Origin of the sequence: Nocardioides sp. NPDC023903 (genome assembly GCF_040639295.1) — a bacterium.
Taxonomy (GTDB): Bacteria; Actinomycetota; Actinomycetes; order Propionibacteriales; family Nocardioidaceae; genus Nocardioides.
Genome location: NZ_JBEZZS010000001.1, coordinates 465,007 through 480,930 on the forward strand (window position 1 = coordinate 465,007; position 15,924 = coordinate 480,930).

General features: G+C 69.6%; 15 protein-coding genes. 3 read left to right on the top strand and 12 right to left on the bottom strand.

Going from position 1 to position 15,924, the window contains the following annotated elements; genetic code table 11:
- Nucleotides 1-104: 104 nt before the first annotated feature.
- From AB0F44_RS02325 to AB0F44_RS02335, 3 genes are all read left to right on the top strand, one after another.
- On the top strand, nucleotides 105-1,796 hold the full coding sequence (locus AB0F44_RS02325) for an ABC transporter ATP-binding protein (protein ID WP_357352250.1): 1,692 nt from the start codon (nucleotides 105-107) through the stop codon (nucleotides 1,794-1,796).
- Complete coding sequence (locus AB0F44_RS02330; protein WP_357352252.1) at nucleotides 1,793-3,535, top strand: ABC transporter ATP-binding protein; 1,743 nt, start codon at nucleotides 1,793-1,795, stop codon at nucleotides 3,533-3,535. Before AB0F44_RS02325 ends, AB0F44_RS02330 begins: the two co-directional genes overlap by 4 nt.
- 115 nt (nucleotides 3,536-3,650) lie before the next feature.
- A complete protein-coding gene (locus AB0F44_RS02335) occupies nucleotides 3,651-4,094 on the top strand; it encodes a hypothetical protein (protein ID WP_357352254.1) in 444 nt (147 codons plus the stop codon).
- A 35-nt stretch (nucleotides 4,095-4,129) separates the two neighbouring features.
- Here the strand turns inward: AB0F44_RS02335 and AB0F44_RS02340 are convergent, their stop codons facing one another.
- From AB0F44_RS02340 to AB0F44_RS02395, 12 genes are all read right to left on the bottom strand, one after another.
- A complete protein-coding gene (locus AB0F44_RS02340) occupies nucleotides 4,130-4,909 on the bottom strand; it encodes an ABC transporter permease (RefSeq protein ID WP_357352256.1) in 780 nt (259 codons plus the stop codon).
- Nucleotides 4,910-5,141: 232 nt separating this feature from the next.
- Nucleotides 5,142-5,915: a DUF1295 domain-containing protein gene (locus AB0F44_RS02345; RefSeq protein ID WP_357352258.1), complete on the bottom strand. Its 774-nt coding sequence runs from the start codon at nucleotides 5,913-5,915 to the stop codon at nucleotides 5,142-5,144.
- Between the two features lie 82 nt (nucleotides 5,916-5,997).
- Nucleotides 5,998-7,080 carry a sulfite oxidase gene (locus tag AB0F44_RS02350; protein WP_357352260.1) on the bottom strand — a complete coding sequence of 361 codons (1,083 nt, stop codon included), beginning with the start codon at nucleotides 7,078-7,080 and terminating at the stop codon, nucleotides 5,998-6,000.
- Between the two features lie 32 nt (nucleotides 7,081-7,112).
- Nucleotides 7,113-7,973 (bottom strand): enoyl-CoA hydratase/isomerase family protein, encoded by an 861-nt coding sequence (locus AB0F44_RS02355; protein WP_357352261.1) that lies wholly within the window; start codon nucleotides 7,971-7,973, stop codon nucleotides 7,113-7,115.
- Nucleotides 7,970-9,331 (bottom strand): Dyp-type peroxidase, encoded by a 1,362-nt coding sequence (locus tag AB0F44_RS02360; protein WP_357352263.1) that lies wholly within the window; start codon nucleotides 9,329-9,331, stop codon nucleotides 7,970-7,972. Before AB0F44_RS02360 ends, AB0F44_RS02355 begins: the two co-directional genes overlap by 4 nt.
- Nucleotide 9,332: 1 nt before the next feature.
- A complete protein-coding gene (locus tag AB0F44_RS02365; protein ID WP_357352265.1) occupies nucleotides 9,333-10,481 on the bottom strand; it encodes a DUF4331 family protein in 1,149 nt (382 codons plus the stop codon).
- Nucleotides 10,482-10,512: 31 nt separating this feature from the next.
- Nucleotides 10,513-11,061, bottom strand: coding sequence for a hypothetical protein (locus AB0F44_RS02370; protein ID WP_357352267.1), 549 nt, complete (start codon nucleotides 11,059-11,061; stop codon nucleotides 10,513-10,515).
- 121 nt (nucleotides 11,062-11,182) lie between these two features.
- On the bottom strand, nucleotides 11,183-13,738 hold the full coding sequence (locus AB0F44_RS02375) for a LuxR C-terminal-related transcriptional regulator (RefSeq protein ID WP_357352269.1): 2,556 nt from the start codon (nucleotides 13,736-13,738) through the stop codon (nucleotides 11,183-11,185).
- Nucleotides 13,739-13,961: 223 nt separating this feature from the next.
- Entirely contained in the window at nucleotides 13,962-14,492 is a 531-nt protein-coding gene (locus AB0F44_RS02380) for a hypothetical protein (RefSeq protein WP_357352271.1), read from the bottom strand.
- Complete coding sequence (locus tag AB0F44_RS02385) at nucleotides 14,489-14,713, bottom strand: hypothetical protein (protein WP_357352273.1); 225 nt, start codon at nucleotides 14,711-14,713, stop codon at nucleotides 14,489-14,491. Before AB0F44_RS02385 ends, AB0F44_RS02380 begins: the two co-directional genes overlap by 4 nt.
- A complete protein-coding gene (locus tag AB0F44_RS02390) occupies nucleotides 14,710-14,991 on the bottom strand; it encodes a hypothetical protein (RefSeq protein WP_357352274.1) in 282 nt (93 codons plus the stop codon). The genes AB0F44_RS02385 and AB0F44_RS02390 overlap by 4 nt, the downstream gene beginning before the upstream one ends.
- Nucleotides 14,992-15,110: 119 nt before the next feature.
- Nucleotides 15,111-15,881, bottom strand: a complete 771-nt coding sequence (locus tag AB0F44_RS02395) for a hypothetical protein (protein WP_357352276.1) — start codon at nucleotides 15,879-15,881, stop codon at nucleotides 15,111-15,113.
- Between the last annotated feature and the right edge of the window lie 43 nt (nucleotides 15,882-15,924).

The window sequence follows — 15,924 nt, forward strand, 5'->3', positions numbered from 1 at the left end:
TGCACCGCGAGAGCCGCCCAGGGAGCCGGAGCCGACGCTCCCGTCCAGACAGGTCCAAGTTAGGCTGACCTAACTCAACCGCTTCGGACCTTCTGGAGGACCCGGTGTCCACACCCCGTACGCCGGGTGCGCTGATGCGGCGGTCGCTGCGACGTCAGCGGCGCGCCGTGATCGCCTCGTCGGCCTTGATCACGCTGTGGCAGGTGTGCGAGGCAATGGTCACGGTCTTGATCGGCGTGATGATCGACCGGGCGGTGACGACCGGTGACTTGCGGGAGCTGGTGCTGTGGGCGGTGGTCCTGTGCCTGCACTTCCTGGTGCTGAGTCTGTCCTACCGGTTCGGCGCTCGGATCGGTAACCGCGCCGTCCACGTCGAGAGCCATCGGTTGCGCACCGAGGTCTCGGGGCACGTGCTCGACCCGCGCGGCGCGCGGACCGATCGGCTCTCCGGGGACCTGCTGGCGCTGGCCACCGGCGACGCGGACCTCGTCGGGGAGGTCATCCGCCAAGTGGCGCTGTCGGTCGCCGGCGCGATCGGGCTGGTGGTGAGCGGCGTCGTCCTCGCCGTCATCGACCCGTGGCTCGCCCTGATCGTCCTGGTCGGCGTCCCCCTCGTCCTCGGCGCCACCCACCTGGTCGCACCAGGCCTCGCCCACCGCAGTGCGCGACGGCAGGAGGCGCTAGGACGTACGACGGGGATCGCCAGCGACCTGATCCGCGGGATCCGGCCGCTCAAGGGCATCGGCGGCGTGGAGGTGGCGCTGGAGCGCTATCGCCGCGAGAGTCGTACGGCCGCTCACACGAGCGTCGCCGCCGCCGGCTGGGCCGGGCTACTGACCGGCATCACCTCGGCCGGGAGCGGAGTCTTCCTGGCGGTGATCGCGATCGTCGCCGGCCTGCGGACCCTCTCTGGCGACCTGAGCGTCGGCGAGCTGGTGGCGGTCGTCGGGCTGGCGCAGTTCGTGGCCGAGCCGATGCGGATGCTCAGCGCCCTGGTCGCCCGGGTCGCGCAGTCCCGCGCCTCGGCGGCCCGGATCGTGGGGTTCCTCTCGACGCCCGCGCTGGTCGTCGAGGGCGAGCGGCGCGCGCACAGCCACGACCTGGAGCTCGACCACGTCGCCGCCGGTCCGGTCGCCGAGCTGTCGCTCGCGGTGCAGCCGGGGCGGCTGGTGGCGGTCGTCGCCGACGACCCGGCGGTGCCGGCCACACTCCTCTCTCTGCTCCACGGCGAGTCACTGCCCGAGCACGGAACCGTCCGGCTCGGCGGCGAGACGCTCACCGAGCTCGCACTCTCCGACGTACGCGACCGGCTGCTCGTCGCCGACCACCATGTCGACCTCTTCGAGGGCACCCTGCGGAGCAACGTCGACCCGCTCGACCGCCTAGACGACGACCAGGTCACGGCCGTTCTGGCGGCCGCATCGGCCACCGAGCTGGTGGCGGTCGCGCCCGACGGCCTGGCCACGCACGTGGCCGTCGACGGGCAGAGCCTCTCCGGCGGCCAACGCCAACGGCTCGGTCTCGCCCGGGCACTCGCCGCGGAGACGCCCGTGCTGGTCCTGCACGACCCCACGACCGCGATCGACGCCGTCACCGAGCAGTACGTCGCCGAAGAGCTGCGCCGACTACGGCACAGCCCAGGCTCCGACCTCGCCACCCTGCTGTTCACCAGCAGCCCGCTGCTCCTGGCTGCCGCGGACGAGGTGGTCTGGGTCCGAGCCGGCCGGGTGGCGGCCCGAGGCACCCACGACGAGCTGGCCGCCCACACCGACTACTGCGCGGCGGTGCTGCGATGACCGCCCAGGGCCAGAAGCTGACGCAGCTCCCCGTCTCCACACCACGGGAGGCGGCCGGTCTCGCGCGGCGCCTGCTCACCCGCCGTCCGCTTCTGTTGGCGGCGTGCCTGGCCGTCTTCGCTCTCGAGGGACTGGCCGGCCTGGTGGCTCCCTGGATGCTCGGCCGGATGGTCGACCTGGTCGGCGCCGGCTCCCCGGGATCCGACATCGTCACCGCCGGCGTCTGGATCCTCGGTGCCGCGCTCGTCGCCGGCGCAGCCGGGGCGGTCTCGATCCACCTGCTCGCCCGAGTGGCCGAGCCCGCGCTGGCGGAGCTCCGCGAGGAGGTCCTCGACCGTGCCCTGCACCTGGACACCCAGCGGCTCGAGGAGAGCGGCAGCGGCGACCTGGTGTCCCGGGTCGGCGACGACGTACGCCTCATCGGCGGCTCCATGGCCGACGTCGTCCCGCTCATGCTCAACTCGGTGATCGCGATCGTCTTCACGACAGCCGGCCTGATGGCGCTCGACTGGCGACTCGGGCTCGCCGGACTGTTCGCCGCGCCGTTCTACGTGATGGCGCTGCGCTGGTACCTCCCCCGCTCGGGTCCCTACTACCGCCGCGAGCGCGAGGCCAACGGCGTGCGCGCCGAGGCGTTCCTGACCGGTGTCCACGGCAACCGGACCCTGCGGGCGTACGGCATCGCCGAGCAGCACCAGGAGAAGGTGCGCGCCGCCTCGTGGACCTCGGCGTCGATCTCGGTCGAGGTGTTCGCCATGCTGATGCGCTTCCTGGGCCGCAACAACCGGGCCGAGCTGATGGGCCTGCTGGCCATCCTCGGCACCGGCTTCTTCCTGGTCCGCGCGGATGCTGCCAGCGTCGGCGCCGTCACCGCTGCTGCCCTCTACTTCCACCGGCTCTTCAACCCGATCGGCGCGGTCATCGCTCTCTTCGACGACGTGCAGTCGGTCGGTGCCTCGCTCGTACGCCTCGCCGGGCTCGCCCTCCTCGAGCGCCCGGCCTCGGCGGCCGCCGAGGAGCCGGACGGCTCCGGCATCGTGGTCACCGGCCTGCATCACGAGTACGTGCCGGGCCGGCCGGCTCTCGACCGCGTCGACCTCACCCTTGCCGACGGGGAGCTGGTCGCGGTGGTCGGCGCCTCGGGTGCGGGCAAGTCGACGCTCGGCGCAGCCGTGGCCGGCCAGCTCACCCCGAGCGCAGGCGACGTAGTGGTCGGCGGGCTCCCGGTCCGCGGCGGCCGGAGCCGGGCCGCCCTGGTCACCCAGGAGGTACACACCTTCACCGGCAGCGTCCGCGACAACCTCACTCTGGCCGCACCGGGCGCGAACGATGCGGTGCTGGAGAAGGCGCTGCGCGAGGTCGAGGCCTGGGCCGAGGTCGCCGCGCTCCCGGACGGGCTGGAGACCCTTGTCGGCGACGGCGCCCACCAGCTGACCCCCGCACTCGTCCAGAAGCTCGCCCTGGCGCGCGTGCTCCTCGCCGACCCGGTCGCCGTCGTCCTCGACGAGGCCACCGCCGAGGCCGGCTCGAGCGGCGCGCGCGACCTCGAGCGGGCCGCGCTGGCGGTCACCTCCGGGCGTACGTCACTGGTGATCGCCCATCGACTCACCCAGGCCGAGTCCGCCGACCGGATCGTCGTCATGGAGCAGGGCAGGATCGTCGAGACCGGCACCCACGCCGAGCTCGTCGCGGGTGGGGGCCGATACGCCCAGCTGTGGTCGGCCTGGCGCGGGCTCTGAACCTCGCCCCGAAACCGACGGGACGTCAGTAAGGGAATGGCCGGCGACGTACAATCGCGGTTCAGTGCGAAGAGCCAGGCCGAGACTCCGGCCCCAGTATGAGGGAGAGGCCAGGATGTTCGGTTCGAAGAAGAAGAAGCTCAACGACCTGATGGCGCAGCTCAGGCCCGACCTGAGTCGGGAATCGCTCGGCGTCGGGCCCGACTTCCCCGGCGTCGCCCCGAACCCGCTCCTGAGCAGTGACGCGCGGAAGCGCAATGCGGAACTGCGTGCGGGGGCGCTCGCGCTCGGCGTACTCGTCGACTGGCGGGAGGTCAACAGCAACCCACGCGTGGTGCTGATGTTCGACGTGGAGACCGCCGACGGCATCTCGTTCCGCGGTGTCGCGGACGAAAACCTCACCATCACCGAGCTCACCCGACTCGCCCCAGGACAGACGTTGCCCGTGCGCTACCGGCCGGCCGTCATGGACCACTATGTCGCCCTTGCCCGGGACGCGGACCCCGCCCACGTGCAGCAGCTCTCTGACCAGATCGCGACCCGCAAGCGCCGCCACTAGCTCCTCTGGTCGACCGCCCACACCGCTCCGTTCTCTCAGCGGGGATGAACCAACGCGAGATCACGACGTACGACCCGACCGATCGCCATCTGCCGGAGCAGGAGTGCGGCTGTGATCGCCTGCGCGGCCATCAGCCCGATGAGCACGAGCACCTGTGCCGCGCCTGCCTCCAACGGAGTTCCACCTCCCAGCAGGACGCCGACGAAGGCACCAGGGAGGGTGACCAGTCCGACCGTACGGGTCTGATCCAGCCCGGGAGTCAGCCCCTCTCGCGCGGTCGGCTGCACGACCAAAGATGCCGCATCGACGGCCTGAAGACCGATCGCGAGCCCTGCCTCGTACGCGCCCTGCTGCGCCGCCAGCTCGTCCGAGGCCCGGCGACCGGTGAGCGTCGCTGACGTCATCGCTCCCCCGATCACGATGCCCGCGATCGGGATGATCCCCGCCCCATTCAGCGGGATCACACCGGACGCGAGACACAAGCCGACAACTGGTGCCGCACCCGCGGTGATGGCGAACCCGATCCACCAGGCCTGCCCCATCGGGACACCGATACGCCTGGCAGAGGTGCCGGTCGCCACGATCAGCATCACGGCCACGAAGGTCAGGGACCACCACAGGGAGCGCAGCGTCGCAGCGATCACCAACGAGACCACCGCCAGCTGCACCACCGCGCGGCAAGCCGCGGTCACATGCTCGCGCCCGACGCCCAAGCGACCGAGCAGAGACGCGGCGACGGCGAAGACCACGAGCACGACGAGAACCGCTGCGAGGCGCCAGTCCGGCGACGGGGTAACACCAGCCAGCGCCAGCACAGGCACGAGCCTGCCAGACCCCTCACTCCACAGCAAAGCGATCATCGAGCCGCCGGAACCGCGGCCGTTCAGGCGTTGGTGGGTTCAACGTGAATGGTGTCGCGCGACGCCCCGGTATAGCCGGCGATGCGGGCGAAGCGGTGAACGCCGTAGCCGATCTCGCGCAGTGCCAGGAGCGACTCGTCGACTGACCACCCGGGGACCAGAGCTCGCCCGCGCGCAGCGCCGCGCATCACAGGACGAAGGGGATCACCCAACGCGTGCGCGCCTTGTAGGCCGCCCACTCGGGGTATCGGCTCATGCTCGCCTCCTTGGCCAGCATGTTCGCCGTGAAGACACCACCCCACACCCAGGCCAGCACCAGGAACGGCAGCCAGTGCCAGACCATCAGCGCGAAGCCGAGGTAGATCATCATCTCGCCGGTGTAGTTCGGGTGCCGTACGAAGCGGAACATCCCGTCGGTGATAAGGCCGCGCTGGACGCGGAGCGTGAAGAACTTCTGCGCGTCGGCCGCGATCATCACCACTGACCCCAGCACGACGAGGGTGATGCACACCGCGAACCACGGCCTGTCATCGATCGGATAGTCGCCTCCGCGACCGGAGATCAGCAGCCAGCCGAACAGCCAGTACCAACCGAGAACGGCGAGAATGGCGTTCACGGCCCCCGGCACGGTGAGCCGATGCTGCCACCCGGTGTCGGGGAACGCCTTGTCCTTGAGGTACCAGACCAGTCCGTACGAGCCATGCAGGGCCAGATAGATCCATGCCGCAGTACTCGCGGCAGCCGGCGTGTGGTCGTTGTAGAGCCACATGAGTGCGCCCAGGTAGACGAACATCAAGCACTTCTGGAAGTTGATCACCGTCGCGAAGCCGACGATCCGCGGTCCGCCGGGCATGTCGATGACCAACCGCTGCTGCAATCCGCGAATGAGTCGTGCGTAGCGCGGCACCGGCCGTGCCACCCCTGCGCCGGTCGGTGTAGGTGGCTCCGTCGTAGCTGACATGCCCGAAACGTACGAACGGAGAGCCTCGCCCCGCGAGAGGTGCCGCGCCCATGTCGGTGTGCGCGCAGCACATCCTGGAGGGCTACCGTCGGTCGACGTAGATGACTTCGATGGCGTTGTTCCCGTAGCCCAGGCGGTTCCACGGCGGTACATCGGGCTGCACGTTCCCGGCAGCGTCGGTCGCCCTGGCTCGAAGGGTGTGCCGGCCGACGCCGATCCCGTCCCAGGTGAAGCTCCAGTCCTGCCACCCGAAGTCGCCCGGGACGGCCGGCTCCAACCGCGCCGGCTGCCAGTCGCCTTCGCCCGTGAGACTGACCTCGACCGTCGTGACCGGACCGGTGCCCGACCAAGCCTTCCCGCGGACGGTGCAGGTCTCTTGGGTGAGGACCGAGCCGGGTGCGGGCTCGGTGATGCGGGCGCGGACCCGCATCAGGGTGACGGGCTCGTGGGGCTGGTCGGGCCATTCGTAGATGTAGTGACCGGTCTGGAACTCGCCGGTGTACGGCTCAGTGAGGACGTCGAGGCGTTCGAGCCATTTCACGGAGGCGACGGCGTACCAGTGCGGGACGATCAGCCGGAACGGGGCGCCGTGGTCCCGACCGAGGGGCCGGCCGTTCATCTCGTAGGCGATGAGGATCCCCGAATCCGGGTCGGTGGCCTGCGACAGCGGCAGCGCGCGGGTGAAGGTGAGATTGTCCTGGTCGGTCTCCGGGAGGATCGCCTGCAGGTGGTACGACCCGTGGTCGGCGCCGGTGGCGAGGAGCTCGACCCCGTCGGTCGCCGGCTTGACCTCTGCGAGAACGTCATGGAGCCGGGCTCCGGTCCACTGTGCGGTGGAGACGGCGAAGTCTCCCCAGGGCTCCCCCGTCGGCAGCGGCCTCATCTCCAGGCGGCCGTTGCCGGCGCACTCGAGGGTGACCGTGCGGTCGTGGGCAGGCATCGCGCGCAGGTCATCGAGCGTCAGGGTCATGGGCCTGCCGACCGCGCCGCCGATCTTCAGGGTGCCGTCGTGGTCGGGCACCGCGAAGTTGCTGCGCACGTAGTGGAGCTCAACCGGCGTGAGGTCCCCGACCAGGGCAGTCGGTGGCGCCTCGGCGTTGTACGGCGCGGGGTTGATCATCACCAGTGCGGCCCGGGCCGCCTCGAGTTCTTCATCAACGTTCATGCTGGTTCAGCCTCCTTGGGGCAGGTGACGGGTCAGAAGTCGGAGTCGGCGAAGGTGGGTTCGCGGCCGTCGTTGAAGGCGCCGATGCCCTCGACGCGGTCGGGATGGACCGCGGAGCGCCAGTGGGCGTCCATCATGATCGCGATGGCCTCCTCGATCGGCTGCCCCTCCCCCAGGTGCACGGCCCGCTTCACCGCCTGGACCGCGGTCGGCGAGTTGCTGGCGATCTTGTCCGCGATCGCCAGTGCCGCTGACGCCAGGTCGCCGGGTTCGTGCAGCTCGTTGACCATGCCCAGCCGGTACGCCTCCGCCGAGGAAACCGGGTCGCCGGTCATCAGCATCTGGAGCGCCTTGCCGCGCGGCAGCAGGCGAGGCAGCAGCGCCGGCGAGCCGCCCCCGGCCGCCAGGCCGAGCATCGCCTCGGGCTGGCCGAACGTCGCGGTGGTGGAGGCGATGATGAAGTCGGTGCTCTGAGCCAGCTCGCAACCGCCGCCGTACGCGATCCCGTTGACGGCGGCGAAGATCGGCTTGCGCAGCTGACGCACCGTGTACAGGGTGCGGTCGAAGGCCTGGCGCTGCCGCAGCCAGTCCTCCTTGGTCATCGCCTTGCGCTGCCGCAGGTCGCTGCCGACCGAGAACGCGCGATCCCCCGCGCCCGTCAGGATGACGACCCGTACGCCGGTCCGCACCGCGATCTCCTCGACGGCCTCGGTCAGCCGGGCACCCATCTCGGTCGAGATCGCATTGTCGGCATGGGGGCGGTTGAGCGTGATCCGGGCGACGGCGCCGTCGGAGAGGTAGTCGAGGAGGACCGACGGTTCGGTCTCCTCGATGTCGGGGGCCGGTGGGGCGAAATCGAGTGCTTCCCAGCGGTCGGTGCTCGAGGTGCTCATCTGCTTCCTCTCTGGGTGGCAGGGTCGTCGGGTTCCAGGTCGGCGAGCCAGCGCAGCGCGCTCAGGCTCGGGGCGAAGCAGTACTCGCCGCCGCGGGTGACCACGAACGGCGGCAGGTCCTGCAGCCGGCGCCGGATCGGTCGTTGCGGGATCGTGAACGTGCCGGCCTCCTCGCGAGCTCCAGCGAGAGGGTCCGACTCGAGCGGGGCGCCGATGAAGATCCCGTCGTTGAGCCACTGGGTCTTCACGAACTCGAACTGCCGCTTCAGGTGCGCACCGACGAACACGAACACGATGCCGCGCTCGGCCCCGTCGTCCTCGAGCACGTCGTCGGGCAGTGCCGGGCCGTAGCTGGTGCCGCGTCGGATCATCCGGTGCAGCCGCACGTCGACGCTGCCTTCATAGTTCAAGGCGTCGCGAGGGTTGGCGCGGCGCGCATGGGCACCGACCGGGCACTTGAAGCCGCGCGGGTCGTCTCCGTAGGCGAAGTCGTTGTTGCGAGACGGGTCGCTGCCGAGCTCAGGGGCGTCGTGTTCCGGCGCAAGCGCGAGAGGGGCGCCGCTCTGCCAGCGGCCGACCATCTTGGCGCCGAGAAGCTCCTCCTCCGCCCGCGACGTCGCCCTCGCCCGCAGGTAGGACCGGTACGCCGCCACCTTGGTGTGCAGCTTGCGGAACACGACGTACGTGCCGTTGCGCCCCAACACCTCAGGGGACGGCATCGGAGCGAGCTCGCCCGTCTCGTCGGGATAGCCGAGGATGATCTCCCCTGCCTTGAGCGGGAGCTCGCGCGAGTCCGTGGCGGGTCGGCCGCTTCCTTCGACTGCGGGTTGACCGATGCCGTCCTTGAAGCCGAACGACGTACGTCCCGTCGCGAGCTGGTAGCAGTCCTGGCGCCAGATGACCTCGACGCCGGACAGGTCGGCATGGGCTCGGCGGGCCTTCTCGGCGACAGCCCGGACCCGGCCCTCGTTTGGCGAGAGCACGGAGATCGCAACGTGGACGTCGGCGCTGCCCAGCGGCTTCTCCCAGTGGTCGGGACTGCTCTCGCCGACGTCCCCCAGGATCTCGGCCCGAGCCGCCATGCCCTCCCGAAACTCGGGGACGAAGCTGTCGAGGGACGCCTGCGGCACGCCGAGCGCCTTCAGCCCCTGGTAGGTGAAAGCGACCGTCAGCGAGGTCTCGCCCTCCTCGCTGGCCTCGCCGGCGGCGGTGAGGAGCCGGTGCAGTCGCCGGACCAGCTCACGGCCGTCCCGGCGATCGTGGATGCTGAGCAGCAGGTAGACACCCACGTACGGCGAGGGGCGCTCGAACAGCGCACCGGACTGGATGTCGTCGAGCTCGAGGGTCACGTCGTCCATGTCAGTGATGCTCCGGAGGTTCAGGTGGATCCGGGTTCGCCGCGACCAGATACGGGAACGTGGTGGTGGCCGGGCGGCTGGCGGAGTCGACGCCGTCACGGATCGTGGGGCCTTGGCCCGCGTTGACGAGCTGGGTGAAGAGGGTGTCCATCACGTCGTCGTTCAGGGCCCGGCCCCCGCACGTCTGATGCAGCTCGCCACGTCGGGCGGCCAGCTCGATCTCGAGGAACGACCCCTGCTCGGCGTACGGCAAGGTGGCGTCGACGACCAGGTAGTCGGCGAGGACGAGGTCGGTCAGCGGGTGGCTCCCGTCCTCTCCGAGGGGCCAGTCCTGCTTGCCGTCGAGGCCGTCCCAGAACGCGAGGTTGGCGTCCAGGCGCGCCCGGAAAGCCCCGTGGTACGACTCGCCGAGGTGGAACGCGTCCTCCATGTTGTAGAGGTCGCGGATCTCCAGATCCTGGTTGACCTGGTCGAAGTCCTTCGGGGCCAGCATCATGTTCTTCACCTCGGGCCGGCCGACCCGTTCGATGCGGACGTTGAACTCGCCGCGGGTCAGGGTCTCGGCCACCACGCCCACGAGCATCCTGCCCGGCAGCAGACCGGTGTCGATCTCGACCACGATGCTCAGCACGTTCTTGCCGTCCAGGAAGATCGACCCGTCCTCGGTGAACGCGAGCTTGCGCGTCGCGATCGTGGCCAGCGCAGCGCGGGCGTCCATGATGAACGGGTCCCACCGCACCCCGGCGAAGACGCGGACACCGCCGCCGGTGCCGCCGGACTCGTCGTTGACGCGGAAGGTGACCTTCTCGCCCTTCGGAGTCACGCAGCTGCCGTGCTGCACGTGGTCCGGTCGACCGGTATCCGGGTTCGTCACATGCTCGGGTGGGTCGAAGACGCAGTCGAGGACCATCTCTTCGTCGCCCGGGACGAACGTTCCACCGGTCGAGTCTGCGGCGGGCGCGCTCAGAGGCCTCAGTCGGAAGCGGTAGAGCAACCCGGCCGAGAACAGCTCGTTGGGTTTGGCCATCGGCAGCGTGTTCATCACCAAGACGAGGCGACCCGGGGAGCCGGGGCCCGGAAATGCGTAGAAGTCGGTGATGTCCGCGATCGGATCGGCCAGGGCGCGCGGCCCAGAGATGTGATCAGACACTGCTGCTCCTCGCCTCGCCCCGCTCGCGCGGCTAGTCGCCGGCCTCGTCGAGCAAGGGCCGCATCGCCGGGTGCTCGAGGATCTCGCCGGCCTGCGGGTGATCGAGGACCTGCTGGAAGGCGCTGTTCACACGCTGCGCCTTGCGGATCTCCTTGACCGTGCCGCCGTAGTTGCGGGCGTATGCAGCGGCGCTCTGCTCCGCTCCCAGGACGAACGAGCGCACGGCCGCGACGTCCGGCAGCCCGTCGTACCCCTCGACGTGGCTGAAGATCACGTCGAAGAGGGCCAAGGTCGGACCCGAGGTGAAGAAGTCCTCCATGTAGGCGTCCCACGGACCGTCGAAGCTGGTGATGAACGCCAGCCGGGTGTCGTCGTCGAACAGCACGAATCGCGCCTCGTGGATGGTCTGGATCGCCATCCCGTAGTCGCCCGGCCGGTAGCCGGGGGTGTCCTGGAGCTCCACCAGTGCCTTGCGCAGGGACGGCGCCTCACCGGGCTTGACCCGGAAGAACAGGCTGAACTCGCTCGTCGTCCCGACGCTCAGCCCAGGCTGCGGGGCGTTGACGTCCGATGTGGTCACGGGGTACCTCCGGGTTCTCCCGCTGGAGACTCCAGCCCTCCGACGGTAGGACGACGTCCGCTCCGCTCACCTCATCCGCTACGGATGACCCGGATCCGCGGGATGGGCTGCGACCGGCCGCTCACTGCGGCAGAAGCCGCAACTCGCGTGCCCGCCTGACGGCATCGTTGCGGCGCGTGACGCCCAACTTCCGAAGGATGTTGCGCACGTGGGTGCGAATCGTGTTGACGGAGATGTACATGACGCTTGCGATCTCCTCGGTGGTGAGGAGGTCCGCCAGGTGACCCAGGACCTCCTGCTCCTTCTCCGTGAGCTCTTCGACAACAAGCTCCGATGGGCTCGCCGCGACGGCAGCCAGCGCAGGCTTGCGGACGGACAACCTCCGTGACGGGCCCATCGAGATCTCGAAGAGCCATTGGTGTTCGGCGCTCAGCTGCTGATCCCGCATGAGCAGCTGCCGCACCACTGAGGGCGCCTCGTGGAACGGGCGTCGCACTCGTTCCGGCGAGGCCAGCGTGAGGGCCCGCTCGAGCGCCACGCGTGCCCGACCCGATGGTCCGTCGTGGAGCCGACGCGCGCACTCGACCAGCCAGCCGGAGACCTGGATCGGCACGGCAGCCCGCTTCGACAACACCGTGGACATCGCGGCGTTGGCGGCGTTCGGACCGCCCAGCTGCAGCTGAGCGAGTCCGACCACGAGGGCCGCCTCCGGCTCGTCGTCGAGGCCCTCGACCTGAGCCACCGCCGCCGGCTCACCAGCGGCGACTCGGACGTGGGCGAGCTCGATGCGTAGCTGCCGACCCAGCCAGCCATGCTCGTCCATGATCCCGGCAGCCGCCTGCTCGAGCCCGTTGAGTGCGCCCAGCCGGTCACCGTGCGCCATCTGGAGGCGCGCCCTGACCATGGCCAGGAAGGCAGGTGGAACTGGATCCCGCAGCGGCAGGTCCAGCCGCTCGACCGACTGGACGTGATCGGCTGCCAGGCGCAAGTCGTACCTCTCCATCTCGACCCAGGCCAGGGCTACCCAGGTGGCGGCCAACCGGTCCGGGGTGACACCGATGCGCTCGGCAGCATCGATCGCTCGAGCCCCGAGCTTCGCAGCCCTGGAGAGCTTGCCCCGGCGGCAGGCGATGACGGCCTGGTAGCCCAGACACTCCACCAGCACGGCCTCGGATCCGGCGGCCGCAGCCGCGGCGACGCCAGACTTGAACATCGCGTCGGCTGCGGCCAGCCTTCCCTGCCGCAGGGCCGCGATGCCCTTGCTGAGGATGACGAGTGCAATCAACTCGGGGCGGGAGCTGCCCTTCGGCCCGCGGTCTGGCGCATCCAACGCCTGTTCGGCGGCCGTGGCGAGCGACATCGCTTCGCTCGGGTCCTCCGACGCCTGTGCGCCCACGGCTTCCAGCACCCGGACCGAGACGTTCGTGGCCCAGAGATGAGACCCTGAACGCTGGCCCGACCCGATCCTCACCTGAGCCAGTTCGTTGGTGAAGCTGGTGGTGTCACCGGCCCCCAACGCGAGGGTTGCTCTCACGACGGTGGATGCGGGGTCCTCCAGCTCGGACGGGATCGACCGCAAGGACCTGGTCAAGGCACTCGTGCTGTCGTCGAGCAACAGCTGGCCGACTGCCAGGTCGTCGACCACCTCTGCGGCCGCCTCTTCCCAGGCCTCGATCGCGACGAAGTGACCAACAGATTCAGTGACCTGACCGTCGTGGGCATACCACTCGGCCGCCGTTCGCTGCAGTCGCCTCATCTCATCAGGCGACTCATAGGCGAGCACGGCGCGGAGGAGATCCCGGAAGAGCGGGTGGTACCGATAGCAACCGGTACGGCCGGGTACGGGCTCGATGAACACGTTGTCCCGGGTCAGGAAGGTCAGCGTACGTTCGGCCGTGGGACCGGCAAGCGCCTCGCCCAGTCCCGGCTGGATGGTGTCCGGGACGCTCGTTGCCAGGAGCAGAGCCCGCACCTCCGGGCTCTGGGCGGCCAGCACCTCGCCCACGAGGTACTCCGCGATGTTGCCGGTGTCGCCGACGATCTCCGCGACGGCGTCATCCGGATCCGGCCGCAGCCGCAGCAGCTGTGCGCCGAACCGCAGCCCTGCCGCCCAGCCCTTCGTCCGGGCGTTGAGCGCCCCCACGGAACCCTGCGTCAGGTTCACTCCGGCCCGCAGGATCAGCTCGCCGGCTTCCTCGTCGGTGAAGGCCAGGTCCGACATCCGTACCTCTACGACCATGTCATCGAGCCGGTACCGGTACAGCGGAAGCACCGGATCGGCTCGCGTCGCCATCACCAGCCGGAGGCGGTCGCCGGTGTGGCGCAACAGGAAGTCCAGATCTTCCGCCACATCGGCGGAGAGCAGTTCGTACCCGTCCACCACGACCGTCAGCCGTTCCGGTTGGCAGCTGACCGCCTCCGCAACCGTCCGTCGAACCTGGCGGTCGAGCGGGCTCTCGTCCCCGCGGACCGTATCGGGTGAAACCGCTACGCCCAGGCTTTCGAGGCACCCGAAGAGGCCCGGCCAGAACGCGACGTCGGTCCCCTCGAAGGTGATCCACGCTGTGCGATCCTGCTCCTCGCCTGCCGCGACCCAGTCCGCCACCAAGGCCGTCTTCCCGGTTCCAGCCGGCGCGCTGACCAGCACGAACGGGCACGCGTCGCTGCGATCGAGCATCTGTAAGAGGCGGGGTCGCCGGACGTACGCCGAGGGAATCGTCGGGATGCCGAACCAGCCATCGCCGGGGTGAGGACCCATCGCGTCGACGTGCCTCCTAGATCGAACCAGTGCGCAGAGCGCCCAACGGATTGAACAGGGGGAACGTCAGTCCCGAGGAACTCTTTACGTTAGTACGACGCCCTGGTGCCGTACATAGTCCGTATGCGTCAGCTCGCGTGGGTCAGTGCAGCAGGACCTTCATCCAGGTCAGGCCCAGGCCGAGCAGCCCGCACGCCCCGGACGCGATCAAGGACCGAGCCCACGATCGGCCCGTGCGACGAAGCCAGAACAGCGGGATGAGAACCAGGAGCACGACGCCGGACCACATGGACCAGGCGATGGCACGTCCGTCCTCAAGCCACCCGATCGCTCCGAGAAGCAGGATGAGCAGCGGAACGACCACACCCTCCACGATTCCGATCTCGTGGCGCACGGCCGCGATGAGTACGCTGCGCCACGGCGCGACCTCCGACCCCGAGCCGGCCAGGATCGACGCGTAGACGTGCACGGTCCAGATCACGGCACTGGAGACCACGGCGAAGGCGAGGACTCGGCCGGCAGAGTCGTCGAAGTGTGAGGCTCCGGCGATGATGGCGATGATCGAGACGAGGCCGTAGACGGCGCCGGCGACCGCGCCGGGCCCGCGACCGAACCGCGGCTCCTGTCCCGCTTGCGGCTCGCCGACCTCGCGGCCCACATCCTCGCTGTTCATCGGAGGCCGGCCACCCGGATGCTCTCCACGGTCAGCCCCTCCGCATCCAGCATGCCCACGAGGTCGGCCAGTCCAAGACCCGCGCCGGCCGTGGTTCGAAAGACCGTGCACGACTGCCGCTCCACGACATCCGGTTGCAACGCGCAACGGAGCACCGGACCCAGCTCGCCTTCGACGGTCAGCTCGAAAACGACCTCTGCGTCGGGCCCAGCCTCACTCATTCGTCACCCTCGCTCGACTCCTCGTCCGCCGTCCCGGTGATGAGCCGTCGGACCTCCACGACCTCGAGACCGAAGGTCCGAAGTCTCGCGAGGAACCCGTGGAGCTCGGCTTGGTCCCGACACCGGCGGATCAACACGGTTCTCATCTCTCGCGACGAGGTCTCGACGTCGACGAGCTGCACCAGGACCTGCTGCGGGACCAGGCCGGCGACCCGTATCTCGAAGGCCTGGGCATCGGCGGCGGCGGCGGCTGCCGGCTCCCGCGGGTTCTGATCCATGGTCTCAACTCGACTTCCCGCGCTCGGTGCCTGGCCGCTACAGCTGAAGCAAGCCTGGCGCCGAAGCAGCGACGAGGCGTCGTCCGCGGTGGATGAGGATCACGGACTCGCCGGTGCGGCTACGCGGCCAGCTCGCCTGCGAAGTACGCGAGCGCCGTTGTGGTCTTGGTCTGCTGGTCGCCCGAGATCTCCAGTCCACGATTGACCAGGAACGCCTTGAGCTCCGCGGCGACCTGGAAGGCGTTCACAGGTGCGCACCTGGAGGAGAGCTCGAGGATTCGCGAGCCATCCGGGTAGAACCACAGCTCGGCGACCAGCCGGCCGGCGTACCCCTGTGGCCTCACCTTCTGCTTCAGGACGGTGATCGGGCCAAGGCGCACCAGGTCATCGAGCTCGAGGTCGGAGGCGGCGTTGGCCCGGAAGAAGCTCTGCTGCTCCTTCGTGTACAGCTTGCGGATCGCCCTCGTGCCCGCGGCGACCTCCTTGACGTCGGTCCGGCCGAGGGTCGCCTTCATCGAGGCCGAGCAGACGAAGCCTCCTGGCATCGCATCGACCTCTACGGTCAGGTTCTTGGACTTGCGCGCCTTCGAGACTTCGGTCGGGTTCACGGGCCGCACCTTCACGACCGAGTCGTCGTTGCGTCCCTGGATCCGACGGGCGCGGACGACGACCCCGCGTTGGTTGAGGGCCAGGTCAGCGGTGTCGAAGAAGACCACCTGCCGGACCTGGGCTTCCAGCGGATCCAGCCCCAGGGCGGCCACGGCCAGAGGTCGTTCGGCGCTCGGCACGGTCATCTTCAGCTCGACGCTGTCGGCCTGCTTGGTCAGCTCGAGCAGCTGACCGAGCTGTTCGGCGGAGAGCAGTCCCGGTGGCTGGGTGCTTGTGGACATGGTCGATCACGCTTCCACGGCCGAGAGGGCCGGGGCATCACCC